General features: G+C 67.9%; 25 protein-coding genes. 13 read left to right on the plus strand and 12 right to left on the minus strand.

Features of this window, described 5'->3' with window-relative positions; all coding sequences use genetic code 11:
- Positions 1–252: 252 nt before the first annotated feature.
- Positions 253–1347, plus strand: a complete 1095-nt coding sequence (ychF, locus tag BST28156_RS26285; protein ID WP_174903729.1) for a redox-regulated ATPase YchF — start codon at positions 253–255, stop codon at positions 1345–1347.
- Between the two features lie 70 nt (positions 1348–1417).
- Here ychF and BST28156_RS26290 read toward each other — a convergent pair whose 3' ends face one another.
- The 4 genes from BST28156_RS26290 to BST28156_RS26305 all read right to left on the minus strand — a co-directional run bounded on the left by BST28156_RS26290 (position 1418) and on the right by BST28156_RS26305 (position 6086).
- The gene (locus BST28156_RS26290) at positions 1418–2230 is read right to left on the minus strand and encodes an alpha/beta hydrolase family protein (RefSeq protein ID WP_254596425.1); all 813 of its coding nucleotides are present in this window, start codon (positions 2228–2230) and stop codon (positions 1418–1420) included.
- A gap of 363 nt (positions 2231–2593) precedes the next feature.
- Positions 2594–3985 carry a GABA permease gene (gene gabP / locus BST28156_RS26295; protein ID WP_060246171.1) on the minus strand — a complete coding sequence of 464 codons (1392 nt, stop codon included), beginning with the start codon at positions 3983–3985 and terminating at the stop codon, positions 2594–2596.
- A gap of 372 nt (positions 3986–4357) precedes the next feature.
- The gene (locus tag BST28156_RS26300) at positions 4358–4696 is read right to left on the minus strand and encodes an MmcQ/YjbR family DNA-binding protein (RefSeq protein WP_060246172.1); all 339 of its coding nucleotides are present in this window, start codon (positions 4694–4696) and stop codon (positions 4358–4360) included.
- Between the two features lie 67 nt (positions 4697–4763).
- On the minus strand, positions 4764–6086 hold the full coding sequence (locus tag BST28156_RS26305) for an MFS transporter (RefSeq protein WP_060246173.1): 1323 nt from the start codon (positions 6084–6086) through the stop codon (positions 4764–4766).
- Between the two features lie 190 nt (positions 6087–6276).
- On the opposite strand from BST28156_RS26305, the gene gcvA reads away from it, so the two are divergent.
- The 3 genes from gcvA to ettA all read left to right on the plus strand — a co-directional run bounded on the left by gcvA (position 6277) and on the right by ettA (position 9438).
- Complete coding sequence (gcvA, locus tag BST28156_RS26310) at positions 6277–7203, plus strand: transcriptional regulator GcvA (RefSeq protein ID WP_174903731.1); 927 nt, start codon at positions 6277–6279, stop codon at positions 7201–7203.
- Positions 7204–7260: 57 nt separating this feature from the next.
- Entirely contained in the window at positions 7261–7569 is a 309-nt protein-coding gene (locus BST28156_RS26315; RefSeq protein WP_174903732.1) for a DUF3761 domain-containing protein, read from the plus strand.
- A 201-nt stretch (positions 7570–7770) separates the two neighbouring features.
- Positions 7771–9438, plus strand: a complete 1668-nt coding sequence (gene ettA / locus BST28156_RS26320; protein ID WP_009692752.1) for an energy-dependent translational throttle protein EttA — start codon at positions 7771–7773, stop codon at positions 9436–9438.
- 129 nt (positions 9439–9567) lie between these two features.
- Here ettA and BST28156_RS26325 read toward each other — a convergent pair whose 3' ends face one another.
- The 4 genes from BST28156_RS26325 to BST28156_RS26340 are packed head-to-tail and all read right to left on the minus strand — an operon-like array spanning position 9568 to position 12886.
- Positions 9568–10191 carry an HAD family hydrolase gene (locus BST28156_RS26325; RefSeq protein WP_060246177.1) on the minus strand — a complete coding sequence of 208 codons (624 nt, stop codon included), beginning with the start codon at positions 10189–10191 and terminating at the stop codon, positions 9568–9570.
- Positions 10188–10739 (minus strand): cysteine hydrolase family protein, encoded by a 552-nt coding sequence (locus BST28156_RS26330; RefSeq protein ID WP_174903733.1) that lies wholly within the window; start codon positions 10737–10739, stop codon positions 10188–10190. The genes BST28156_RS26325 and BST28156_RS26330 overlap by 4 nt, the downstream gene beginning before the upstream one ends.
- Before the next feature lie 59 nt (positions 10740–10798).
- Complete coding sequence (locus BST28156_RS26335) at positions 10799–12613, minus strand: aminopeptidase P family protein (protein ID WP_174903734.1); 1815 nt, start codon at positions 12611–12613, stop codon at positions 10799–10801.
- Positions 12614–12631: 18 nt separating this feature from the next.
- Positions 12632–12886 (minus strand): DUF1129 domain-containing protein, encoded by a 255-nt coding sequence (locus tag BST28156_RS26340; RefSeq protein WP_174903735.1) that lies wholly within the window; start codon positions 12884–12886, stop codon positions 12632–12634.
- Between the two features lie 171 nt (positions 12887–13057).
- Between BST28156_RS26340 and BST28156_RS26345 the strand changes: the two genes are divergently transcribed.
- From BST28156_RS26345 to BST28156_RS26375, 7 genes are all read left to right on the plus strand, one after another.
- Entirely contained in the window at positions 13058–13819 is a 762-nt protein-coding gene (locus BST28156_RS26345; protein WP_174903736.1) for a response regulator transcription factor, read from the plus strand.
- Positions 13820–13845: 26 nt separating this feature from the next.
- Positions 13846–15144 carry a glutamyl-tRNA reductase gene (gene hemA, locus BST28156_RS26350; protein ID WP_060246181.1) on the plus strand — a complete coding sequence of 433 codons (1299 nt, stop codon included), beginning with the start codon at positions 13846–13848 and terminating at the stop codon, positions 15142–15144.
- Positions 15145–15224: 80 nt separating this feature from the next.
- Positions 15225–16307 (plus strand): peptide chain release factor 1, encoded by a 1083-nt coding sequence (prfA, locus tag BST28156_RS26355; RefSeq protein ID WP_060246182.1) that lies wholly within the window; start codon positions 15225–15227, stop codon positions 16305–16307.
- A gap of 8 nt (positions 16308–16315) precedes the next feature.
- On the plus strand, positions 16316–17158 hold the full coding sequence (gene prmC, locus BST28156_RS26360; RefSeq protein ID WP_174903737.1) for a peptide chain release factor N(5)-glutamine methyltransferase: 843 nt from the start codon (positions 16316–16318) through the stop codon (positions 17156–17158).
- A gap of 67 nt (positions 17159–17225) precedes the next feature.
- Positions 17226–17537 carry a Grx4 family monothiol glutaredoxin gene (grxD, locus tag BST28156_RS26365; RefSeq protein ID WP_009689052.1) on the plus strand — a complete coding sequence of 104 codons (312 nt, stop codon included), beginning with the start codon at positions 17226–17228 and terminating at the stop codon, positions 17535–17537.
- Between the two features lie 25 nt (positions 17538–17562).
- On the plus strand, positions 17563–18159 hold the full coding sequence (locus BST28156_RS26370; RefSeq protein WP_174903738.1) for a UbiX family flavin prenyltransferase: 597 nt from the start codon (positions 17563–17565) through the stop codon (positions 18157–18159).
- A gap of 209 nt (positions 18160–18368) precedes the next feature.
- Positions 18369–19160 (plus strand): DODA-type extradiol aromatic ring-opening family dioxygenase, encoded by a 792-nt coding sequence (locus BST28156_RS26375; protein ID WP_174903739.1) that lies wholly within the window; start codon positions 18369–18371, stop codon positions 19158–19160.
- 104 nt (positions 19161–19264) lie between these two features.
- Here BST28156_RS26375 and BST28156_RS26380 read toward each other — a convergent pair whose 3' ends face one another.
- On the minus strand, positions 19265–20863 hold the full coding sequence (locus BST28156_RS26380) for an APC family permease (RefSeq protein ID WP_060246186.1): 1599 nt from the start codon (positions 20861–20863) through the stop codon (positions 19265–19267).
- 421 nt (positions 20864–21284) lie between these two features.
- On the opposite strand from BST28156_RS26380, the gene BST28156_RS26385 reads away from it, so the two are divergent.
- On the plus strand, positions 21285–21488 hold the full coding sequence (locus BST28156_RS26385; RefSeq protein ID WP_006400508.1) for a cold-shock protein: 204 nt from the start codon (positions 21285–21287) through the stop codon (positions 21486–21488).
- A gap of 113 nt (positions 21489–21601) precedes the next feature.
- Here BST28156_RS26385 and BST28156_RS26390 read toward each other — a convergent pair whose 3' ends face one another.
- From BST28156_RS26390 to BST28156_RS26400, 3 genes are all read right to left on the minus strand, one after another.
- On the minus strand, positions 21602–22852 hold the full coding sequence (locus BST28156_RS26390; RefSeq protein WP_174903740.1) for an Hsp70 family protein: 1251 nt from the start codon (positions 22850–22852) through the stop codon (positions 21602–21604).
- 283 nt (positions 22853–23135) lie between these two features.
- Positions 23136–23741, minus strand: a complete 606-nt coding sequence (locus BST28156_RS26395) for a nitroreductase family protein (RefSeq protein ID WP_060246188.1) — start codon at positions 23739–23741, stop codon at positions 23136–23138.
- A gap of 163 nt (positions 23742–23904) precedes the next feature.
- Positions 23905–25188 carry an MFS transporter gene (locus BST28156_RS26400; RefSeq protein WP_060246189.1) on the minus strand — a complete coding sequence of 428 codons (1284 nt, stop codon included), beginning with the start codon at positions 25186–25188 and terminating at the stop codon, positions 23905–23907.
- A gap of 265 nt (positions 25189–25453) precedes the next feature.
- Between BST28156_RS26400 and BST28156_RS26405 the strand changes: the two genes are divergently transcribed.
- Positions 25454–26074 (plus strand): TetR/AcrR family transcriptional regulator, encoded by a 621-nt coding sequence (locus tag BST28156_RS26405; protein ID WP_174903741.1) that lies wholly within the window; start codon positions 25454–25456, stop codon positions 26072–26074.
- Positions 26075–26109 lie beyond the last annotated feature (35 nt).

Below are 26109 nucleotides of genomic sequence, written 5' to 3' on the forward strand. Positions count from 1 at the left end.
CGGATCCGGGTGCGGCCGCTCGCCGCACGGAGCTCGTGGCCCGATCGGCGGCGCCCGTCTGCGCGCGCTGCCGCCCGCGCGAAGCGGCGCGCGCGCGCGCGTTCGGCCGGCGGCCGGAAACCGGCGCGTCGGCACGGTACAATAGCGTCTTTGCACACCGGCCCGTTGCGCTGCCCCAGCGCCGGCCGCCCTCTTTGTCCCGCGCCGCCGCGCCCTGCCCGGCCGCGCCGCTTCACCCGTCCGAAGGATTCCATGAGTCTCAAATGCGGCATCGTCGGCTTGCCCAACGTCGGCAAGTCCACCCTGTTCAATGCGCTGACCAAGGCCGGCATCGCCGCCGAGAACTATCCGTTCTGCACGATCGAGCCGAACGTCGGCATCGTCGAAGTGCCTGATACGCGCCTGAAGGCGCTCGCCGAAATCGTGAAGCCCGAGCGCATCGTGCCGGCGGTCGTCGAGTTCGTCGACATCGCGGGCCTCGTCGCGGGCGCGAGCAAGGGCGAAGGCCTCGGCAACCAGTTCCTCGCGAACATCCGCGAAACCGATGCGATCACGCACGTCGTGCGCTGCTTCGAGGATGACAACGTGATCCACGTCGCGGGCAAGGTCAGCCCGATCGACGACATCGAGGTGATCAACACCGAGCTCGCGCTCGCCGACCTCGGCACCGTCGAGAAGGCGCTCACGCGCTACTCGAAGGCCGCGAAGTCGGGCAACGACAAGGAAGCGGTGAAGCTGGCCGCGGTGCTCGAGAAGGTGCGCGCGCACCTCGACCAGGGCAAGGCGGTGCGCGGTCTCGCGCTGTCGGACGACGAGCAGGCGCTGCTCAAGCCGTTCTGCCTGATCACCGCGAAGCCGGCGATGTACGTCGCGAACGTGAAGGACGACGGCTTCGAGAACAATCCGCACCTCGACGCGGTGCGCAAGTACGCGGAAAGCGAGAACTCGCCGGTGGTCGCGGTGTGCGCGGCGATCGAAGCCGAAATCGCCGATCTCGACGACGCAGACAAGGAAGCGTTCCTCGCCGACATGGGCATGGCGGAGCCGGGCCTCGACCGCGTGATTCGCGCGGGCTTCAAGCTGCTCGGGCTGCAGACCTACTTCACTGCGGGCGTGAAGGAAGTGCGCGCGTGGACGATCCGTATCGGCGACACCGCGCCGCAGGCGGCCGGCGTGATCCACACCGACTTCGAGCGCGGCTTCATTCGCGCGCAGACGATCGCGTTCGACGATTTCATCGCGTACAAGGGTGAGCAAGGTGCGAAGGAAGCCGGCAAGATGCGCGCGGAAGGGAAGGAATATGTCGTGCACGACGGCGATGTGATGAACTTCCTGTTCAACGTGTGAGCGTCGTTGCGATGCTGGTGTGAGAAAGCCCGCTCGATGCGGGCTTTTTCTTTTTTGGGCGTTGGCGTTGTCACCCTCCTCCGATGAGTTCCGGCCACAACGACGCATGTTCTCGCCGGAACATCCCGACGTGGCCGATGGCTCGTCCGCCGCAGCTTTGCGGACTGACGAAATGGATGCGGCTTCGGGCGCGCGGCAGCAATCGCAGCCAGTCCTCGATATTGGCTGGCGTCGCAAGCGGATCGTCGGTTGCGGCGACCACGGTCACGGGAGCCGAGAATTCGTTGTAGTAGTGGCGCGAGACCCCGACCCCGAACTCATTCGCGACGTATCCGGGACGGCGACACCACTGCGCCCACTGATGCCCGACTTGCGCGGGCAAATCGTCGCCCCGGCCGAGCGCCTTCGCCGGCACGTACCCGAGCAGCCGTGCTGCAACCGGCACGTAGACATTGGCCAGCAACGACGCGGCAAAACGCGTCGGCCAGCGGATATTGCCGACATATCCCGACGATGCGGAGATCGCGCTGAGCGAGCGAACCGCCGCGTGGTTCGGCATCAGGCCGGCCAGTTGCGCTCCGGCGCTATGGCCGATCAGATGCACATCGCGCGCGCCGGTCCGGCCGAGCAGCCAGTCGAGTGCGGCCGGCATGTCGAGTTGCCCCCAGTCCTGCTTGCGGGCGCGTGACTGACGAACATGACGCACGTCGAGAGACGCGCCGATACCCCGGTAATCGAATACGAACGTCGAATGACCGTTGTCGCGCAGCCAGTCGGCGAACGGGAAGTAGAAAGTCTGACGAAGTCCGGTTGCTGGACAGAGAAGCACCGGCGTACTCGCCCCGGTGGTGTCAGGGATCGCGGGGAAATAGGTGCCGGTCAACGGAAACCCGTCGCTGGTGCAAAATTCGATGCGCAGGCGGGAAGCCGGTCGCCCGCTCATCGCTTCAACGGCGCTTCACGCCCGAATAAACAGGCCCGCTCGGAAATGCCGAGGCGTAACAGCAGACACCCAGTCGATTCGCCCATCGATTCACCCCGATTGTCGAAGCGATCAATGTAGGGAGTTGTCGCCGCCGATGAAATCAGACGGGTTCGATTTTTCGGCCGAATATCGTTGCGATCGCGCTGGAAGCCCACCCCAAAAAGAAACCCGACCGGCACATGCCGATCGGGCCTCGATTTTCCCCGACCTGCGCCGGGCAGCGAACACCGGGCGCAACCGCGCCCGTCCCGCTCGCGCTCGTTACGTCGCCGACACGCGCCGCCCGTCGCTCGCCTGCGCATCGCGACCACGCTTGTTCAGCCACGACGCGAGCAGCACGAGCAGCGCCAGCACGGCCGTCGCACCGACTTCCATCCGGTGCTCCTCGCTCACCAGCATCACGGTCAGCGTGCCGCAGATGAACAGAATCACCGCCCAGGTGAGCCACGGGAACATCCACATCCGCAGCGTCAGGTCCGCGCCGGTCGCTTCGAGCGTCCTGCGCATCCGCAGCTGCGAGATCGCGATCACGAGATACACGAGCAGCGCGATCGCACCCGACGTCGCGAGCAGGAAGCCGAACACCTGCTCCGGCATCAGGTAGTTCGCGATCACGGTCACGAAGCCGAACGCGGTCGATGCGAGCACGGCCGCACGTGGCGTGCCGGTCGAATCGGTGCGGTGCAGGAACGCGGGCGCATCCTTGCGCTTGGACAGCGAGAACAGCATCCGCGACGCGGTGTACAGCGCCGAATTCAGGCAGCTCGCGACCGACACGAGCACGATCACGTCGATGATCGCCTTCGCATTCGGCACGCCGATCAGTTCCATCGCGCGCTGATACGAGCCGTGCGCCGGCAGCAGCGGGTCGTTCCACGGCACGATGGCCGCCACGACGAGGATCGAGCCGAGATAGAACAGCGTAATGCGCCAGATCACCGAATTGGTCGCACGCACGATCTGGCGTTGCGGGTTGTCGGATTCGGCGGCCGCGATCGTCACGATCTCGGTGCCGAGGAACGAGAACATCGTGGTCAGCATCGCCGCGAGCACCGCGCCGGCGCCGTTCGGCATGAAGCCATGGTGCGCGAACAGGTTCGATACGCCCGATACGGCCGGCGCGGGCACGATGCCGACGATCGCCGCCCCGCCGATGCACAGGAACACGACGATCGCGACGACCTTGATCAGCGCGAACCAGAATTCGAATTCGCCGTAGTTCTTGACCGAGAACAAGTTGGTGACGGTCAGCAGCAGCGTGATGCCGAGCGCGAACATCCAGGTCGCGATGCCGGGGAACCACGCATTGAGGATGGTCGCGGCGGCGGTCGCCTCGATCGGGATCACGAGCACCCAGAACCACCAGTACAGCCAGCCGATCGTGAAGCCGGCCCAGTGACCGATCGCGCGGTCGGCATAGGTGGAAAACGAGCCGCTGTCCGGATGCGCGACGGCCATTTCGCCGAGCATGCGCATCACCAGCACGACCAGCACGCCCGCGATCGCGTACGCGAGGATCGATGCCGGGCCGGCTTCCGCGATCGCGTGGCCCGAACCGACGAACAAGCCCGCGCCGATCACGCCCGCAATGGACATCATCGTCACGTGGCGCTGCTTCAGGCCGGTGCCAAGGCCTGTCTTGCTTTCCTTCATCTGTCTCTCTCCAAAAAACGGTTCCGGTACGACCGGGTGTCGCGTGAAGGCGGTGTTGGGGATTGTCGTTGTTGAGCCGGGTTCGGAATCACGCGTGCTGCGCATGCGAATCCGGCGGGCCATTCCGGGACGGCGCGCCCGCGCAGTCTGCGAGGCTGCGGGTGCGATGCGGCGCGCAACGCGCTGGCGCATCGCGAGCGCCCATTCCGTCGGCTTTCGGTCAGCCGCCTTCGAAGCGATGCAGTGTAAGCATCAAACGGTTCTTCACTAAGAACCAATTGAATAATTTCGATGGAACCACTTGTTGCATCGATGCGAATCGATGCAACGCGTGATCCGGTTCGGCGGGGCGGCCCAACAACGATCGACGCGTCAGCGCGCGTCGCCCGCTTCCCGCCATTTGGCCGGCACGATCGCCTCCCATTCCCGCCGAAGCAGGTTTCTCACCGCGTCGGGATCCGCGGCCGACAGGCGCACCAGCACGATCGGCCAGCCGACGTAGTGATCGGTCACGTAATACACGTCGGGTTCCGATTCGATCAGCCACGCGCGCTCGTCGGGGCCCACGCCCTTTACGACGAGCGTGTCGCCGTCCTCGCGCAGCCGCGCGAGCATCTTGCGCCTCACCTTCAGCGCGGGCGTGCCGTATGACGTGCCTTCCTCGACGCCCCGCCACGCAAGCGCGATTTGCCGAACTTCGTCGAACGTCATGACGCCTCCTCCGCGTTTCGTCGCCGGTTCGCGATCCGGCCACCCTACCGGAAATCGCGCGGCGCGCCTATCCGCCGGCCGCACGCGCCGCCGACGGCGCGCGGCCGGTCGTCGCGACGATCGCGAACGCGATCGCGTTGGCGGCGGCGCTGGCCAGGATCGGCACCAGATAGCCGCCGCCCGCGTCGTAGACGAAGCCGGCCGCGGCCGGCCCGACCAGCGTGCCGAATGCGACGCTCGTATAGAGCACGCCGATGATCGCACTCACGTTGCGCCCGCCGAAGGCGTCCATCACGACCGCGGGCAGCACGGCGACCCAGCCGCCGTAGAACACGCCGAACACGAGCGCGAACGCGGCGAGCGTTGCAACGGTGCCGGCGCCCGCCCACGCGACGAGCGCGACGGCCATCCCGGCGAACATCGCGAGCAGCGACGCGCGGCGGCCGAAGCGGTCCGCGAGGCCGCCGAGGAAGAAGCGCCCGGCCGTGCTGCCGACGCCGATCGCGCCGAGCAGCAGCACGGCCGCGGCCGGCGCGACGCCGTGATCGAGCGCGTACGGCACGAGGTGCACGAACGGCACGAACACGCCGAACGAGCAGACGAGGCAGGCCGCGTAAAGGCTCGCGAACGGCCGCGACATGACGGCTTCGCGCACGGTCGCGTCGGCGGCCTGCGCGGCCGTCGGACGGCGCGACGGCACGTCGTCGTCGGACGCCACACGCGCGGCGCGCGCGTGATCGCCCGCCGACGGCAGCGCGTCGGCGGCGGCCCGGTCCTCGACATCGCCATCCGGCAGCAGCCCGCGCCCGCGCGGGTCGTTCTCGATCAGCAGCGACATCCCGGCGCCGAGTACGACCGCAAGCACCGCCAGCGCGAAATACGCGCTGCGCCAGCCGACCTGCCCGATCAGCACGGATGCGAGCGGCGGCATCACGAGCGTGCCGACGCCGATCCCCGCGACCGCGAGCCCCGACGCGAAGCCGCGGCGCCGCACGAACCAGCGCTGCACGGCGCCGACGGCCGGCACGTATGCGCAGCCGACGCCGAAGCCGACCCCGAGCCCGTATGCCGCATAGACCTGCAGCAGCGTATGCGCGGCGCCGGCGGCCGCGAGCCCGGCGGCCGTCAGCAACATGCCGGCGACGGCGAGCCGTCGCGAGCCGAATCGATCGGCGAGCGGCCCGCTGACGATCCCGAAGCCGAAATACAGGAAGCCGGCGAGCGAGAACACCAGCGAGATCTGGCCGCGCGACGCCGCGAAATCGCGCTGCAGCGGCTCGACGAACGCGCTGAACGTATAAGCGCTGCCGAATCCGACGAAGGTCACGGCGAAGGCGGCCGCGACCACGTACCAGCCGTAGAAGAAGCGCGGTGCGCGCGCACGGTTCATGACGATGCTCCTGTCGGGTTCCGCGACGCCGGCCGGCCTCCGGATTGCCTCGTGGATATAGTTGAACTATGTTGACTGCAACGATCGCCGCCGGATGCCCGCGTTCATGCAATCCACGGCAGCAACGTTACTCGCGCATGTACGTCGCCTCAAACGATATTTCGTCGATGTTTCGCTTTAGAAAAACTGAATGAATCGTTCCCGCCTGCCACCGCTCAATGCACTCCGCGCGTTCGAAGCAGCCGCCCGTCACCTGTCGGTGAAATCCGCGGCCGAGGAACTGTCGGTGACGCCCGGCGCGGTGAGTCAGATGATCCGCACGCTCGAAACCCACCTCGGCGTGCAGCTGTTCGAACGCGTGAACCGCGGCATCCTGCTCACGGCGGCGGGCCGCGATTACCTGCCGCCCGTGCGCAACGCGTTCCGGCAGATCGCCGACGCGTCGCAGCGCGTCTCCGGCGCGGCCGACAGCGGCGTGCTGACGGTGAGCGTCACGCCGTTCTTCGCATCCGCGTGGCTCGTGCCGCGCCTCGCGCAGTTCCGGCACGCATGCCCGGAGGTCGACCTGCAGATCGTCGCGAGCCACGCGCTCGCGGATTTCTCGCGCGACGGCATCGATGTCGCGATCCGCCACGGCCTCGGACGTTACGTCGGGCTGTGCAGCGAGCGCCTGCTGACGGTCGAGATCGTCGCGCTCGCATCGCCTGCGCTGGTCGCGCGGCTCGGCATGCCCGCGACGCCGGCCGACCTGGTCGGCTGGCCCCAATTGCACGATGCCGAACGCAAGGGCTGGCACATCTGGTTCGATGCGCAGCGGATCGACGATTTCGGCCCGCCGCGCGGCCCCGCGTTCGACGATGCGGGACTGCTGATGCAGGCGATCGTCGCCGGCCAGGGCGCCGGACTGCTGCCGGCCGCGATGGTGCGCGACGAACTCGCGAGCGGCCGGCTCGTGCAGCTCGCCGACACCGCGTGGCTCGACGATTTTGCGTACTACCTCGTCTATCCGCCGCATCATGCGGAGCGCCCGAAAGTTGCCGCGTTCCGCCGCTGGATTCTCGATGCCGCGCAGGCGAACGGCGCGGCATCGATGGCCGGAACGAAAGCCGTCCGCTAACATGCGGCCCAGGCCGCCTGCCGGTCCGTCAACCATCACGACATGCAGCGAGAGACCATGCGAACCCTGCTCCGGCGCGCGATGCGCGGCGCGACCCTGTCCGTCGCGCTGTTCGTCGCGGGCGCCGCCCTTGCGCCAGCCGCGCACGCGTACCGCACATCGCCCGGCTATGGCAACGAAACCGATCTCGACCGCCACGACACCTATCGCAACCGCGACGGCGACACCGTGCACGCGCCGGCCCGTTCCAGATCGGGCCGCGTGCCCGAAGGCGCGAGTGCGCACTGCCGCGACGGCACGTACAGCTTCAGCCGCCACCGGCGCGGCACCTGTTCGGGCCACGGCGGCGTCGCCGCGTGGCTGTAGCCCCGGCCGAACGGCCGATACGAACCGCAGCGGCCACGCGCGGCTGCCAGCGCCAGCCGGCGGCGAAGTACAATAGCCGCTCGCGCCGCCGACACGCGGCGACACCGCCGCGCCTCGCGCGGCACACTCCGGACCGAATCACCCGACGCCGCCACGCCAGCACGCTGCGCGGCAGTCTCAACTTCTGACTTTCACACCCAAATGGCCCAATACGTTTTCACGATGAACCGGGTCGGCAAGATCGTGCCGCCCAAGCGCCAGATCCTGAAGGACATCTCGCTGTCGTTCTTTCCCGGCGCGAAGATCGGCGTGCTCGGCCTGAACGGCTCGGGCAAGTCGACGCTGATCCGCATCATGGCGGGCGTCGACAAGGACATCGAAGGCGAAGCGACGCCGATGCCGAACCTGAACATCGGCTACCTACCGCAGGAACCGCAGCTCGACCCGACCAAGACGGTGCGCGAGGCGGTCGAGGAAGGCCTCGGCGACCTGTTCCAGGCCAACAAGAAGCTCGAGGAAATCTACGCAGCGTACGCCGAGCCGGACGCCGACTTCGACGCGCTCGCGGCCGAGCAGGCGAAGTACGAGGCGATCCTCGCGTCGAGCGACGGCGGCAGTCCCGAGCAGCAGCTCGAGGTGGCCGCCGACGCGCTGCGCCTGCCGCCGTGGGACGCGAAGATCGAGCACCTGTCGGGCGGCGAAAAGCGCCGCGTCGCGCTGTGCAAGCTGCTGCTCGAAAAGCCCGACATGCTGCTGCTCGACGAGCCGACCAACCACCTGGACGCCGAATCGGTCGACTGGCTCGAGCAGTTCCTGGTGCGCTTCCCGGGCACCGTCGTCGCGGTCACGCACGATCGCTACTTCCTCGACAACGCCGCCGAGTGGATTCTCGAACTCGACCGCGGCCACGGCATTCCGTGGAAGGGCAACTACAGCAGCTGGCTCGACCAGAAGGAAGAGCGGCTGAAGCAGGAAGAAGCGTCGGAATCGGCGCGCCAGAAGGCGATCAAGAAGGAACTGGAGTGGGTGCGCCAGAACCCGAAGGGCCGCCAGGCGAAGTCGAAGGCGCGTATCGCGCGCTTCGAGGAGCTGAACAGCCAGGAATACCAGAAGCGCAACGAAACGCAGGAAATCTTCATTCCGGTCGGCGACCGCCTCGGCAATGAAGTGATCGAGTTCAAGAACGTCAGCAAGTCGTTCGGCGACCGCCTGCTGATCGACAACCTGAACTTCAAGATCCCGGCCGGCGCGATTGTCGGCATCATCGGCCCGAACGGCGCCGGCAAGTCGACGCTGTTCAAGATGCTGACGGGCAAGGAGCAGCCGGACTCGGGCGAAGTCGTGCTGGGGCCGACCGTGAAGCTCGCGTACGTCGACCAGAGCCGCGACGCGCTCGACGGCTCGAAGACGGTGTTCGAGGAAATCTCGGGCGGCGCCGACGTGCTGACGGTCGGCAAGTACGAAACGCCGTCGCGCGCGTATATCGGCCGCTTCAACTTCAAGGGCGGCGACCAGCAGAAGATCGTCGGCAACCTGTCCGGCGGCGAACGCGGCCGCCTGCACCTCGCGAAGACGCTGATCTCGGGCGGCAACGTGCTGCTGCTCGACGAACCGTCGAACGACCTCGACGTCGAAACGCTGCGCGCGCTGGAAGATGCGCTGCTCGAATTCGCGGGCTCGGTGCTGGTGATCTCGCACGATCGCTGGTTCCTCGACCGGATCGCGACGCACATCCTCGCGTTCGAAGGCGATTCGCAGGTCACGTTCTTCGACGGCAACTACCAGGAGTACGAAGCCGACAAGCGTGCCCGCCTCGGCGAGGAAGCCGCGAAGCCGAAGCGCCTGCGCTACAAGCCGATCAGCCGCTGACCGGCAGCGCCCGTACGGGCGTAACGATACGCGGGCCGGCGGCTCGCCGGCCTGACGACAAAAAACCCCGCGTGTGTCGGTAACACCACGCGGGGTTTTCTTTTTGACGGCCGGCTCCCGACGCCCCGCTCAGGCGAGCGCCCCCAACTCGCGCAGGCGCGCCTCGGTCGACGCCGCGCTCGTATGATGAATGCCGTGCCAGCCGAGCGCCGTTGCGGCCGCGGCGTTGTGCGCGTTGTCGTCGATGAATACGAGTTCGTGCGGCGCGACGCCCGGCAGATGCGGATCGATCCGCGCATGCATCTCGCGGTAGATCGCCGGATCGGGCTTCACGAGCTTCACGCGGCCCGACACGACGATGTCCTTGAAGCGCCGCAGCACCGGGAAGTTCTCCCACGCATACGGAAACGTCTGCGCGGACCAGTTGGTCAGCCCGAACAGCGGCATCCGCTGCGCGTCGAGCCGCTCGACGAGCGCGACGCCCTCCGCGAGCTCGCCGCCGATCATCTCGTGCCAGCGCGCATAGAACGCGCGAATCAGCGCCTCGTGCTCGGGAAACTTCGCGACCCGTTCGTTCGTGCCGTCCTCGATCGTCTGCCCGCCGTCCTGGCGCACCACCCAGTCCATCGCGCAGACATGCGTGAGGAACCAGCGGCGCTCGGCCTCGTCGGGAATCAGCTTGCGGTACAGATAGTCGGGGCTCCAGTCGATCAGCACGCCGCCGAAATCGAACACCACCGCCTTGATCGTCATGCGAACTCCGTCGCGAGCACATCGGCGAGCGGGCGCGGCGTCACCGCGTTGCCCGACAGCGAATTGTTTTCCCATACGTAGTGGTGATGCGCGACGATCTGCGCGGCCGACAGATGCGGGCGCTCGTTCGTCGTATGCAGGTCGGACACGACGGTCGTGCGATAGCCGAGCAGCGCCGCGCGGCGCGCAGCCGAATCGACGCAGAACTCCGTCGCGTAGCCGCAGATCAGCACCGACCGGATGCCGTGGCCATCGAGTTGCGCGGCGAGCGGTGTGTCGTGGAACGCATCGCTCATCCGCTTGCGTACGCGCCAGTCGCGTGCGTCGACGGCCAGCGCCGCATGCAGTTCCCAGCCCGGCGTGCCGGGCACGATATCGTCGTCCGCGTCGCCGTCGTGCTGCACGAAGCACACGGGCGCCTGCGCAGCGCGCGCCGCCGCCGTCAGCCGGTTGATGCCCGACACCACGTCGTCGAGCCGGTACGCGGGCCGCGCCCGCTGCACCAGCCCGCGCTGCATGTCGATCACGATCACCGCCGTATCCGCCATCGCTTGCCCTCGTTGTCGTTATCGCTCAGCCCGAGTCCGGCCGGAACCCGGGCCTTGCGTCAGATCGGCTGCGTGCGCGCGTCGAGCCACGCCTTCGCAGCGCCGCTCACATGCCGGCCGACGCGTTCGCGCACCGTCGCGTGATACGCGTTCAGCCACGCGCGCTCTTCTTCATGCAGCATCTCGATCAGCACGCAGCGCGTGTCGATCGGGCACAGCGTCAGCGTCTCGAACGCGAGGAAGTCGCCGAACTCGGTCTGCCCGGCCGCGCGGTTGACGACCAGGTTCTCGATCCGGATGCCCCACTGGCCGGGCCGGTACACGCCCGGCTCGATCGACGTGATCATCCCCTCTTCCATCGCCGTGTACGGCTCGGCCGGTGCGTAGTGCGAGATCACCTGCGGCCCTTCGTGCACGTTCAGGAAATAGCCGACGCCGTGGCCCGTGCCGTGCCCGTAATCGAGCCCGGCCGCCCACATCGGCGCACGCGCGATCGCGTCGAGCATCGGCGAGCGGATGCCGCGCGGAAAGCGCGCGCGCGACAGCGCCATCATCGCCTTCAGCACGATCGTGAAGTCGCGCCGCTGCAGGTCGCTGACGGTGCCGACCGGCACGACGCGCGTGATGTCGGTGGTGCCCGTCACGTACTGGCCGCCCGAGTCGATCAGCAGCAGGCCGTCGCCGGCGATCGTCGCGTGCGACTCCGGCGTCGCGTGGTAATGCGGCATCGCGCCGTTCGCGTTGAAGCCGGCGATCGTCGCGAAGCTCGGCGACACATAGCCGGGGCGACGCGCGCGCGCGGCCGTGAGCTGTTCGTCGATGGTCAGCTCGGTGATCGTCTCGCGGTTCACGGCCTGCTCGAACCACGCGAAGAATTCCGCGAGCGCGGCGCCGTCGTGCTCCATCGTCACGCGCACGTGCTCGATCTCGGCGGCCGTCTTGCGCGACTTCGCGAAGGTCGACGGATTCACGGCCTCGATCAGCTTCACGCCGGCCGGCACCGCCTCGAGCGTACCGAACGTCACGCGGCGCGGATCGATCAACAGCGTCGCGCCGGCGGGCAGCGCCGCGAGCGATGCCCGCGCGGCGTCGTACGCGCGCACGTCGACGCCGTCCTGCGCGAGCGACGCGGCCAGCGCCGGCGACACCTTGCCGTCGGCGACGAACAGCGTCGCGCGATCGGCGCCGATCATTGCGTGCGCAACGAACACCGGGTTGAAGTTGACGTCGGCGCCGCGCAGATTGAACAGCCACGCGAGATCGTCGAGCGTCGACACGAAATGCCACTGCGCGCCCTGCGCGTGCATCGCGCGGCGCACTTCGGCGAGCTTGCTCGCGCGCGTCGTGTCGGCCTGCGGCGCCGCATGCTCGAACACCGCGTCGCCGGGCAGCCCCGGCCGCTCGGGCCAGATCGCGTCGAGCAGGTCGAGATCGGTGCGCAGCGCGATGCCGCGCGCGCTCAGCGCGGCCGTCAGCCCGCGCGCGGCCGCGACGCCGAGCACCGCGCCGTCGACGCCGACCGTCGCACCCGCCGGCACGTTCTGCGCGAGCCAGTCGACGTGCGGCGCGCTCTGCTGGCCGCCCGTCATCTTCATCAGCTGCACGCCGGTGCCGGCCAGTTCGGCCTCGGCCTGCACCCAGTAGCGGCTGTCGACCCACAGCCCCGCGAAATCCGCGGTCACGACGAGCGTGCCGACCGAGCCCGTGAAGCCGGACAGCCAGCGACGCGCCTGCCAGCGCTCGGGCAGGTATTCGGAAAGATGCGGATCGGCGGACGGCACGAGATAGGCGGCCAGGTCCTCGCGGACCATCGCGCCGCGCAGCAGTGCGAGGCGGGCCGGCACCGGCGAGACTTCGGGGAGACGGGCATTCATGATTTCACCTGAGGGCAATCAGCGACGGGCCGACAGTGCGACCGTCACGGCTACGGCAAGGAACGCGACGCCGGTGCAGACCGGCCATTCGAGCGTCTCGCCATCGTAAAACAGTCCCGAGAAATTGCCGGCCATCCGCGCGGCGGCCGCGCCCACGATGCCGACGAGCACCGCCATCCACCACGCGGGCCGGGCCGTGCGCCGCATCGGGTGCAGCCATCGGCCGAATAGCCCGACGGCCGCTCCCAGGACCATGATTCCAAACCAGTTCATTCGACGCCCTCTATAAATTCGGATTCGTCCCATAGGCGTGAACGTTGCCAGCGGCTAGCATCGATTCATCCATCGAACCCGACATCAGCCGGGCGCCGCGAACATTCGAGTTTAGGGGCCGACTCGACGTTATGGCAAGCGCGCACCGGCTGCCGTATTGAAGAAATGCTCATGCGAATCGCTCTGATCGATCCGGAGGCACGTCACGCCGCACTCCTGAATCGGCTGCTCTTTGCGGGCGGCCATGTCTGCCACCTGTTCCCGTCCAGCGCGGCGTTCTTCGACTGGCTTGCCGCCGAAACCTGCGACATGCTGATCACCGGCGGCTGGGCCGGCGACCACCCCGCCGAGGAAGTCATTCCGCGTGCGCAGGCGATCCTGCCCGGCTTGCCGGCGATCGCCGTGATGCAGGGGCCGCGCGAAAGCGAGATCGTGTCGTGCCTGCACGCGGGCGCCGACGACTGCATCGTGCGCCCGGTGAGCGGGCCCGAACTGCTCGCGCGCGTCAATGCGCTGAGCCGGCGCGCGGGCGTGCGCCGGCCGCCGGATCGTTTGCGCGACACGTATGAAGGATATGCGTTCGACGCGGCGCGCTGCCTCGTGCGCTTCGACAACGAGATCATCGCGCTCACGCCGAAGGAGTTCCGCTTCGCGCGGCTGCTGCTCGCGAACCTGTCGCGGCCCGTGTCGCGCGCCCACATCCTCGAAACCGTCTGGGGGCGCCACCGCGACATGAAGTCGCGCACGCTCGACACACACGCGTCGCGGCTGCGCAGCAAGCTGCGGCTGCTGCCGGAGCGCGGCTACCGGCTTCTGCCGCTCTACGGCTATGGCTACCAGCTCGACCGCGTGCCGATCGAGCCCCCAAATTGCCGCCCCCGGATCGGGGATGCCCGTTACGCCGGCAGTGAGGAAATCGCCGAGACGCTATAATATGCGGCTAAACGATAGCCCTCGATATGCAACTCCTCACGATCGGAATCAACCACCACACTGCGCCAGTCGCCTTGCGCGAACGCGTGGCGTTTCCGCTCGAGCAGATCAAGCCGGCTCTCGTCACGTTCAAGAACGTGTTCCTCGGGCCGCAAGCGCCCAATACGCCGGAAGCGGCGATCCTGTCCACCTGCAACCGCACCGAACTGTACTGCGCGACCGACGATCGCGCGGCGCGCGACGCGTCGATCCGCTGGCTGTCCGAGTATCACCGGATTCCGGTCGACGAACTCGCGCCGCACGTGTACGCGCTGCCGCAGTCGGAAGCGGTCCGGCACGCATTCCGCGTCGCGTCGGGCCTCGATTCGATGGTGCTCGGCGAAACGCAGATCCTCGGCCAGATGAAGGACGCGGTGCGCACCGCGACCGAAGCCGGCGCGCTCGGCACCTATCTGAACCAGCTGTTCCAGCGCACCTTCGCGGTCGCGAAGGAAGTGCGCGGCACGACCGAGATCGGCACGCAGTCGGTGTCGATGGCCGCCGCCGCGGTCCGCCTCGCGCAGCGCATCTTCGAAAAGGTGTCGGATCAGCGCGTGCTGTTCATCGGCGCCGGCGAGATGATCGAGCTGTGCGCGACGCACTTCGCTGCGCAAGGCCCGCGCGAGCTGGTTGTCGCGAACCGCACGGCCGAACGCGGCCAGCGGCTCGCCGAGCGCTTCAACGGCCGCGCGATGCCGCTGTCGGATCTGCCGGCCCGCATGCAGGAGTTCGACATCATCGTGTCGTGCACCGCGTCGACGCTGCCGATCATCGGCCTCGGCGCGGTCGAGCGCGCGGTGAAGGCGCGCCGCCACCGGCCGATCTTCATGGTCGACCTGGCGGTGCCGCGCGACATCGAGCCCGAAGTCGGCAAGCTGAAGGATGTGTTCCTGTACACCGTCGACGATCTCGGCGCGATCGTGCGCGAAGGCAACGCGTCGCGGCAGGCCGCGGTCGCGCAGGCCGAATCGATCATCGAGACGCGCGTGCAGAATTTCATGCAATGGCTCGACACGCGCAGCGTCGTGCCGGTGATCCGTCACATGCATACGCAGGCCGACGCGCTGCGCCGCGCCGAAGTCGAGAAGGCACAGAAGCTGCTCGCGCGCGGCGACGATCCGGCCGCCGTGCTCGAAGCGTTGTCGCAGGCGCTGACCAACAAGCTGATCCACGGCCCGACGAGCGCGCTCAACCGCGTGAGCGGCGCCGACCGCGATTCGCTGATCGACCTGATGCGCGGCTTCTATCAGCACGCGCCGCGCTCGAACGACCCGTCCGGCCACTAGCGCCGACCGGCCGTCCCACGCCGGCCGCGAGCCGGCCTATCCTTTCCGAATACCCTTGCCCGGGAGCGCCGCTCCACACCATGAAGACGAGCATGCAACGCAAGCTCGACCAGCTTTCCACCCGGCTGGCCGAACTGAACGACCTGCTGAGCCGCGAAAACGTCACGGCCGACCTCGACCAGTACCGCAAGCTGACGCGCGAACACGCGGAACTCGGCCCGGTCGTCGAGCAGTACGCGCTGTGGCGCCAGTCGCGCAGCGACGAGACGGCCGCGCAGGAGCTGCTCGGCGATCCGTCGATGCGGGATTTCGCCGAAGACGAGATCCGCAGCGCGCGCGAACGGATGGCGCGCCTCGAGGTCGAGTTGCAGAAGATGCTGCTGCCGAAGGATCCGAACGACGACCGCAACATCTTCCTCGAAATCCGCGCGGGCACCGGCGGCGACGAATCGGCGCTGTTCGCGGGCGATCTGCTGCGCATGTACCTGCGCTTCGCGGAGCGCCAGCGCTGGCAGGTCGAGATGATGTCGGAAAGCGCGTCGGATCTCGGCGGCTACAAGGAAGTGATCGTGCGGATCGCCGGCCAGGGCGCGTATTCGCGGCTGAAGTTCGAGTCGGGCGGCCATCGCGTGCAGCGCGTGCCGGCCACCGAGACGCAGGGGCGCATCCATACGTCCGCGTGCACGGTCGCGGTGATGCCGGAAGCCGACGAGATCGGCGAGGTCGAGATCAATCCGGCCGACCTGCGGATCGACACGTTCCGCGCGTCGGGCGCCGGCGGCCAGCACATCAACAAGACCGATTCGGCGGTGCGCGTCACGCACATCCCGACCGGGATCGTCGTCGAATGCCAGGACGACCGTTCGCAGCACAAGAACAAGGATCGCGCGCTGAAGGTGCTGGCCGCGCGTATCAAGGACAAGCAGTATCACGAACAGCACGCGAAGGAAGCCGCGACGCGCAAGAGCCTGATCGGCTCGGGCGACCGCTCCGAGCGAATCCGCACGTACAACTTCCCGCAGGGCCGGATGACCGATCACCGGATCAACCTGACGCTGTATCGGCTCGAGGCGATCATGGACGGCGATCTCGACGAACTGATCGGCGCGCTCGTCAGCGAGCATCAGGCCGAACTGCTCGCGTCGCTGGGCGACGCGGACTGAGGCCCGTCATGGCCGAGCTCACCGCCGACGCCCTGCTGCGCGCGTCCGCGCTCGACCCGGTCGATGCGCGCGTGCTGCTCGCGCATGCGCTCGGCTGGACCCGCACGCAGCTGATCACGCGCGGCGACCAGCCGCTCGACGCGGCCGCGGTCGAACGCTACCGCGCGCTCGAAGCGCGCCGCGCGGCCGGCGAGCCGGTCGCGCAGCTGGTCGGGGTGCGCGAATTCTTCGGGCGGCCGTTCGACGTGACGCCCGACGTGCTGATCCCGCGCCCCGAAACCGAACTGCTGGTCGAAGCCGCGCTCGACGCGATCGACGGGCTGCCGCATCCGGCCGTGCTCGATCTCGGCACGGGCAGCGGCGCGATCGCCGTGTCGATCGCGGCCGAGCGGCCCGACGCGCGCGTCTGGGCGCTCGACCGCTCGCCGGCCGCGCTCGCGGTCGCGCAGCGCAACGCCGGCAAGCTGCTCGATGCGGGCCGCCCCGGCGGCCCGCTGCACTGGCACGAAAGCGACTGGTACACGGCGCTCGACCCGGCGCTCGCGTTCGACGCGATCGTCAGCAACCCGCCGTACATCGCCCGGCACGATCCGCACCTGTCGCAGGGCGACCTGCGCTTCGAGCCGCGCGGCGCGCTCACCGACGATGCCGACGGCCTCGACGCGATCCGCACGATCGTCGCCGGCGCCCGCGCGCACCTGAAGCCGGGCGGCACGCTGTGGATCGAGCACGGCTACGACCAGGCCGAGGCCGTGCGCGCGCTGCTCGCGTCGCACGGTTTCGTCGCGGTCGAATCGCTGGCCGACCTGGCCGCGATCGAGCGCACCACCGGCGGCCGCCTGCCGGGCTGAGGCCCGGCCCCGCCGGTTGAAATCCGCTATCATTTCGATCTAACGCCCCGCAAACGCAAGGTCAGTCATGGACACCCAACAACGTATCAAGCAAATCGTCGACGAAAACCCGGTCGTGCTCTTCATGAAGGGCAACGCGCAATTTCCGATGTGCGGCTTCTCCGGCCGCGCGGTGCAGGTGCTGAAGGCCTGCGGCGTCGACCAGTTCAAGACGGTCAACGTGCTCGAGGACGACGAGATCCGCCAGGGAATCAAGACCTTCTCGAACTGGCCGACCATCCCGCAGCTCTACGTGAAGGGCGAATTCATCGGCGGCTCGGACATCATGATGGAGATGTACCAGTCGGGCGAACTGCAGCAGCTGTTCGCCGCCGCGTAACCCGCGGCTGCCCGCTTCACTGCCGATGGCACCTCCCAGCGCGCCGCCGCGCCGGCTGATCGTCGCGATCACCGGCGCCACCGGCGCGATCTACGGCGTGCGGCTGCTCGACCTGCTGCGCGCCGCCGGCGGCGTCGAAACGCACCTGCTGATTTCGAACGCCGGCTGGCTCAACATCCAGCATGAACTGAAGCTGTCGAAGGCCGATGTCGAAGGCCGCGCGGATGTCGTGCACTCGGTGCGCGACGTCGGCGCGACGATCGCGTCCGGTTCGTTCGCGACCGACGGGATGGTGATCGCGCCCTGCTCGATGAAGACACTCGCGAGCGTCGCGCACGGGCTGTCGGACAACCTGATCACGCGCGCCGCCGACGTCACGCTGAAGGAACGCCGCCGTCTGGTGCTGATGGTGCGCGAAACGCCGTTCAATCTCGCGCATCTGCGCAATATGACGGCCGTCACCGAAATGGGCGGCATCGTGTTCCCGCCGCTGCCGGCGTTCTACGCGATGCCGAAGACGATCGAGGAACTGGTCGACCAGACCGTCACGCGCGTGCTCGACCTGTTCGCGCTCAGCGCGCCGCTGACGACGCCGTGGGCCGGCATCCGGCACGCGCAGTAGCGTTCGCGATACGGCGCAACGGCGCCGTTCTTCGCGCATCTCCCGTCTTTTTCAGCTGATTTCTCGCCGGCAAGCGCTGTCGCGCCGCACCCGGCAAGCCGCCGCCGTCATTATCAACAAACAGGCTTCAATAAAATTCCCATGTGCCCGTTTATCAATTCCCGGTGCGCGCTTATAGTCGTCGGCAACCCCTTTCGCAGGCCACCCTCATGAACCGCTTGCCTTCGCTCTACCTGTCCCACGGCGCGCCGACGCTGCCGATCGACCCGACGATGCCGTCCGGCGCCTTCACGCACCTCGGCGCCGAACTGCCGCGCCCGCGCGCGGTGCTGATGCTGTCCGCGCACTGGGGCACGCAGCAGCCGGTCGCGAGCATCGCCGCGCAGCCGGAAACGATCCACGACTTCTACGGCTTTCCGCGCGCGCTGTACGAGCTCCGCTACCCGGCGCCGGGCGCGCCGGACGTCGCCGAACGCGCGGCTGCGCTGCTGAACGCGGCCGGCATCGCGACCGCGACGCACGAGCACGGCCTCGATCACGGCGCATGGGTGCCGATGCTGCTGATGTTCCCGCAAGCCGACGTGCCGGTCGCGCAATTGTCGATCCAGCCGCGCGCGGACGCGGCCCATCACTTCGCGCTCGGCCGCGCGCTGCGTCCGCTGCGCGACGAAGGCGTGATGGTGATCGGCTCGGGCCAGATCACGCACAATCTGCGTGCCGCCGATTTCGGCGCCGCGCCCGAGGATGCGGATCCGCGCGTCGCGGAATTCACCGACTGGTTCGAGGCGAAGCTCGCCGCGCGCGACGTCGACGCGCTGCTCGACTACCGCCGCCAGGCGCCGCATGCGGTGCTGATGCACCCGACCGACGAGCATCTGCTGCCGGTGTTCGCGGCGCTCGGCGCGGCCGACGACGACTATCGGCTCGGCATCCAGTCGCTCGGCACCTTCCAGCGCGTGCTCGCGATGACGAACTACGTGTTCGCGAGCGCGGCGGCCTGAAGCCGCGGCCGGCGAACGCGCAATAAAAAACCCGCCCGGACATCGCCCGGGCGGGTTTTTGGCGCCTGCTGCCGCCGCCGATTCCGGCGGCAGATCAGGCGACGTCAGGCACCGATCCCTTCAAGGATCTCGTCGTGCGTCTCGCGCTCGTCGAGGTACTTGGTGCGATAGCCGGTGCTCACGCCCCAGAAGTAGAACACCAGCGAGATCGCGGCAACGACCAGCATGTCCCAGCCGTACGGCAGGTAGCCGTAGCCGCCGAACTCCTTGCTGCCGATCAGCGACAGCACGGCCATCGTCGGCAGGTACGCGACCAGCCACCACGCGGCCTTCAGGTCGGCGCCCCAGCCGCTCCAGCCCGCCTTGCCCTGGAAGTAGAAATACACCGGCAGCGCGACGATCATCAGCAGGATGATTTCGCCGGTCAGCGGCCACTTCGCCCAGTACAGGATCAGCGACGCGCAGACGAACGCGAACGGTGCGATCAGCTTCATCAGCGGAATCGACAGCGGACGCTCGATGTCGGTCGCCGCGCGGCGCAGCGCCATCAGGCTGATCGGGCCGGTCAGGTACGAGATCACGGTCGCGACCGAAATCACCGCCGCGAGCGAGCTCCAGCCGCGGAAGAAGAACAGGAACAGGAACGACACGAACAGGTTGAACCACATCGCCTGGCGCGGCACGCCGTAGAGCGGGTGCACGTTGCCGAACATCTTCGGCATCGTGTTGTTGCGCTCCATCGCGTAGATCATCCGCGTCGTCGTCGCCATGTAGGTCGTGCCGGTGCCGCTCGGGCTGACGAACGCGTCGACGTACAGCAGGATCGCGAGCCAGTTCAGGTTCAGCGCGATCGCCAGCTCGGCGAACGGCGACTTGAAGTTGAAGTGCGACCAGCCCTGGGCGATGTCGGCCGGGTTCACCGCGCCGATGTACGCCATCTGCAGCAGCACGTAGATCACCAGCGCGAGCAGGATCGAGGTGATCACCGCGAACGGCACGCTGCGCGACGGGTTGCGCGCCTCGCCGGCCAGGTTCACCGGGCTCTGGAAGCCGTTGAACGCGAACACGATGCCGCTCGTCGCGACCGCGGTCAGCACGGCCGACCAGCCGTACGGCGCGAAGCTCGCGTTCGATGCGGTGCCGAGGTTCTCCGAATGGAAGCTCGTCAGCATCAGGCCGAGGATCGTCAGGCCCGGGATCAGGAACTTGAAGATCGTGATCGTGGTGTTCGCGCGGGCAAACGCCTTCACGCCCCAGTAGTTCAGCATGAAGTAGATGACCACGAGCACGGCCGACAACAACAGGCCCGGCGTGGTCAGTTCCCCGTTGACGAACAGCGCGTGCGCCCACGGATACGGCCACGTGCTCATGTACTGGATCGACGCCTCGGCCTCGATCGGGATCACCGACACGATCGCAATCCAGTTCGCCCATGCGCTGATGAAGCCCACCAGCGAACCGTGCGAATAGCGCGCGTAGCGCACCATGCCGCCCGACTCGGGGAACATCGCGCCCAGTTCGGCATACGTCAGCGCAATCGCGAGAATCACGACGGCGCCGATAATCCATGCGCAGATCGCCGCCGGACCGGCAATCTTCGCGGCTTTCCAGGCGCCGAACAGCCAGCCCGAGCCGATAATCGAACCCAGCCCCGTCAGCATCAGTGCAAACGGGCCGATGTTCCGTTGAATAGAACTCTTCACATCCTCTCCTGTGTCTCAAAAAGCATGGTCGGCCCGCAACCCGGGATCGGCTCGGACTGCGCCGCGCACGCATTCTTGGGGGGACAAGCCGCCCGATCGGGGCAACCTGGTCCACGCGGCGCGTAGTTTAACGGTTGCACCTTGAAGTTGGCGCCAAAATCGATCAGCCCCTACAAAAAATCGGACGCTTCTGCAATATTTGTAAGCCAAATCTACGCAATAACCCTGAGTGCATGGAAATACGGTTGACCGCGCGGCCAATTATCCGTATAAAGAACCTCGCAGGATTTCAAGCGGCGAGTGAATTGGTTCTTTCGTAGTTCGCCCATCAACGGTACTCCGGTTGGTCCCATTACCCCCTTCCTTGATCTTCCGCACCCATGGGCTTCGGCCCCGTTTTATCTTTTTAGGAACAAGTAACATGGCAACCGGTACCGTCAAGTGGTTCAATGACGCAAAGGGCTTCGGCTTCATCACCCCGGAAGGCGGCGGCGACGATCTGTTCGCGCACTTCTCGGAAATCCGCGTCGAAGGCTTCAAGACGCTGCAAGAAAACCAGAAGGTTGAATTCGAAGTGAAGACGGGCCCGAAGGGTCTGCAAGCTGCGAACATCCGCCCGCTGTAAGTACTGCGCGAGATTTCGTGTAAAAAAGCCCCGCTTCGGCGGGGCTTTTTGTTTTCGGCCGCTTTCGACCGGCGAATTCGGTGCGGCGCGGCCCGGCGGGCCGCCCCCTTCGTTCAGCCGAACAGCCGCTGCGCGTGAATCCCGAGCCCGGTCGCGACGCTCGCGAGCCGGTCGCCGAACACCGGCTGTGCGTCCGGAAACGCATCGGCCAGCGCGCCCGACAGGAACGCGAGCCCGGTCGAGCCGCCGGTGAAGTACAGCGCGCCGACCTCGCGCGGTGCGATGCCGGCAAGCCGCACCGTTTCGCGCGCGGCCTCGACGATGCGCGCGGTGTCGTCGCGGCTCGCGTCGACCAGGCGCTGCGCGTCGAACGCGATCTGCAAATCCTCTTCGACGTCGTTCAGGTCGATCACCGTGTCCCCGCCCGCCGCGACGCCGATCTTCGCCTCTTCCGCGCGCGCCATCAGCGCATGCCCGAGCCGCCGCTCGACCACGCTCACGAGTCGCTCGTGCTGCCGCGCGTCCCGGTACAGGTGCTTCATCAGCGTCAGTTCGCCGAGCCGCTTCGGCGTGTAGACCGTGTTGATCAGGTGCCAGGTGGCCAGATCGAAGTAGATGCGGTTCGGCAGTTCGCGGCCTTCGGGATCGAGCGAACGGTAGCCGAACGCCGGCATGATCGCCGACAGCTCGACGCGCCGGTCGTAGTCGGTGCCCGCGACGTGCACGCCGTGATGCGCGAGCACGTCGTCCTTGCGCTCGAGGCGCGCCATCCGCTCGGGTCCGACGCGCACCAGCGAGAAGTCCGACGTACCGCCGCCGATGTCGGCGACGAGCACGAGCCGCTCGGCCTGCTGGCGCGACTCGTAGTCGAACGCGGCCGCGATCGGCTCGTACTGGAACTGCACGTCCGCGAAGCCGACCGAGCGTGCGGCCGCTTCGAGCTGAGCCTGCGCGAGGCGGTCGGCGCGCGGGTCGTCGTCGACGAAGAACACCGGCCGGCCCAGCACCGCGCGGCCGATCGGTGCGCCCGCGCGCGCCTCGGCCTTGCGCTTCAGGTGCGTGAGGAAGCGCGCGATGACCTCGGTGTACGCGATCGCGCTGCCGTCGCCGAGGTCGGTCGTCGTCTCGGCGAGCGGCGAGCCGAGGATGCTCTTCATCGAGCGCATCAGGCGGCCGTCGAAGCCGTCGATATACGACGCCAGCGCCGCGCGGCCGTATTCGACCGTCTCCTCGTCGTTGTTGAAGAAAATCGCGGTGGGCAGCGTCAGGTGGTCGCCCTCGACGGGCGCGAGGCGCATGCCGTCGCCGTCGGGCAAGGCCACGGCGGAATTGGACGTGCCGAAATCGATCGCGCAGTAAGTCATGGGAAGGTGCCGTCGCATGGCCGGCGCGAAAACGGAAAGGACGGGCTTTTTAACATGAAGCCCGCGGGATCACAACCGGGGCGGCCGCCGAGCGGGCCGTGCCGGTTCGGCGGTGTGCGTGAATCGGGTGTCGACGGGCTGCGCCGGCGGCCGGCGAGCCTGCGGCGAAGCGCGATCCGGCATGGCGCGGCACCGCCGACGCTGCGGATGACTGCCAACCCGTGCGGCGGCCGCACCTCGCCTCGGGACGGGGCCGCGCGCGACCCCGCGTCAACGTATCGCGTTACGCAGCCGCGTCGAAGCTCTTCTTCCACGCCCCTGCGTACACGACCTCGCCGAGCGCATGACGCGTGCGCGGCGCCTTCTCGCGATCGCGCAGCACCGGGTCGAGCTTGTCGACGTTGCCGTAGTGGCCCAGCGAGATGATCGCCGGAATCGCGACGTCGGCCGGAATCTCGAACGCTTCGCGGAACGCGTTCGCATCGAAGCCGCTCATCTGGTGCGCGGCGAGGCCGAGCGCATGCGCCTGCAGCACCAGCGACATCGCGGCCGCGCCCGCATCGTACAGCGCGGTCGGCGCCGGTTCGCCCTTCGGCGTGAGCGTATGCGCGGTCACCGCGATCAGTACCGGCGCCGGCGCGTTCCAGCCTTGGTTGAACGGCACCAGCGTCGCGAACGCGCGCTTGAACGCCGCTTCGTCCTGCGCGCGGTCGAACACGATGAAACGCCACGGTTGCGCGTTGTACGCGGACGGCGCCCAGCGCGCGGCTTCGAGTACCGCGTGCAGGTCGTCGGCGCCGACGGGAGCATCCGAATACGCGCGCGGGCTCCAGCGGCCCGCGATCAGGTCGTGAATCGAAACAGTGGTGGGAGCAGGTTTAACGGACATGCGGATCCTCGCTGACATCGATGAAGGGGCGCGAACGCCCGGCGAAACGCAAGCATAACCGCTTGCGCGCGCGTGCGCCCGGCCATCCCCGCCAATGCAAATCGCGGAACCTGCAATGGGCGGCCCGGCCGACGCCGGTGAGCGGCAGCGGCGGGCGGCGCGCTCAAGCCGCCTGCGCGGCGGCGCGGGACGGGCCGCGGTTGATGCGCAGCACGATCAGCGCACCGACGATGCACAGCCCGCCCGAGATCATCGACGCGACCGTATAGGTGCCGAGGCTCGCCCGCAGCATCCCGGCGCCGAGCGCCGCGAACGCCGCGCCGAGCTGGTGGCCGGCGACGATCCAGCCGAACACGACCGGCGCGGCCGCCTTGCCGAACACGTCGGTCGCGAGCCGCACGGTGGGCGGCACGGTCGCGATCCAGTCGAGTCCGTAGAACATCGCGAACAGCGGCAGCCCGAAGAAATCGATCCCGAACGCATGCGGCAGGTAGATCAGCGACAGCCCGCGCAGCCCGTAGTACCAGAACAGCAGCACGCGGTTGTCGTAGCGATCGGACAGCCAGCCCGACAGCGTCGTGCCGAACAGGTCGAACACGCCCATCGCGGCGAGCAGCGACGCGCCCTGCACTTCGGTCATGCCGTAATCGCTGCACATCGCGATCAGGTGCGTGCCGACGTAGCCGTTGGTGCTCGCGCCGCAGATGAAGAAGCTGAAGAACAGCAGCCAGAAGTCGCGCGAACGGCTCGCGGTCAGCAGCGTGCGGAACGCGACCGCGAGCGGATTCTCCTTCGTCGCGTCAGCGGCCGGCGGCGCATCGTGCGGCTCGCCGTACGGGCGCAGCTGCACGTCGGACGGCCGCTCGGGCAGCAGCAGCGCAACCAGCGGAATCACGATCGCCGCCGCCAGCGCGACGACCAGCACGACCGGGCGCCAGCCGTGGCGCTGCGCGATCGCCGCGAGCATCGGCAGGAACACGAGCTGGCCGGTGGCGGTACTGGCGGTCAGGATGCCCATCACGAGACCGCGCCGTGCATGGAACCAGCGCGTGACGAAGGTCGCGGACAGCGTCAGCGCGACGACGCCCGTCGAGCAGCCGACCATCAGGCCCCAGATCAGCACCATCTGCCAGCTCTGCGTCATCGTCGACGACAGCGCGACGCCCGCGCCCATCGTCGCGAGCGCGACGAGGATCGTCGGCCGCAGCCCGAAGCGCTGCATCGCGGCGGCGGCGAACGGCCCGGTCAGCCCGTACAGCGCGATGTTCACCGAAATCGCCAGCGAGATCGTCGCGCGGCTCCAGCCGAGTTCGCGTTCGAGCGGCACCATCAGCACGCTCGGCGTCGCGCGCGTGCCGGCCGCGGCGAGCAGGATCAGGAATACCACGGCTGCCGCGAGCCACCCGTAATGGAAGCGCCCGCCGATTCGTCTCACTGCCCAGTTCATGTGTCGTTCTCCTGTCGGCGAGACTGGGCGCTTCAGCGCCTAGTCGCACCCCATGCAAAGCTGTCGGCCGGACCCGGCGCTTCAGCGCCCGCCCCAGCCCCGCCAGGCCACCTCCGCCGCACACCGCATCGGCTGACCCGGGCCGACGCATGGCATTTGTCTGTCGAACCGGCCGCGATTGTTACCGATCGGTCACAACGGTGTTGCGATCGTAGTGACCAGTCGGTAACATGTCAAGCATTCCATCACGCAGTCGAGGGTCATCATGTCGGGGATCGAGGTCGCCAAACCGCCGGCACGCCGCACACGCCGGCCGGTCGCCGGCGCCACCGCGCACGAGCATCTGCTGCGCGCCGCCGAGGAGCTGTTTTACAAGGAAGGCGTACGCACGGTCGGCGTCGAAGCGGTCGTGGAGCGGGCGGGCGTCAACAAGATGAGCCTGTATCGCCAGTTCTCGTCGAAGGACGAGCTGATTCTCGCGTATCTGGAGCGGATGGATGCGTGCTTCTTCGAGCGCTTCGATGCGAGCGTCGCGAAGCATCCGGGCCAGCCGAGGGCGCAACTGATCCAGTATTTCGTCGACCTCGCCGAGCGCGCGACGCAGAAGGACTACCGCGGCTGCCCGTTCGTCAACGTCGCCGCCGAATTCCCGGACGCGACGCATCCGGCCCGCGAACGCGTCGCGCGGAACAAGGCGCAGTTGATGAAACGGCTGGTCGAGCTCTGCGAAGGCGCCGGCGCGCGCGAGCCGCAGGCGCTCGCCGATTCGCTCGCGCTCGTGATCGAAGGGATTTACGCGGCGAGCCAGACGTACCGGCACGGCGAAACGCCGATCGGCACCGCGCCGGCGCTCGTCACGATGCTGGTCGACGCCGCGTGCGCGTGACCGGCCGCGCGCCGCTACAATGCGGCCCTTGCCGC

It is taken from the genome of Burkholderia pseudomultivorans (assembly GCF_902499075.1).
GTDB lineage: Bacteria > Pseudomonadota > Gammaproteobacteria > Burkholderiales > Burkholderiaceae > Burkholderia > Burkholderia pseudomultivorans.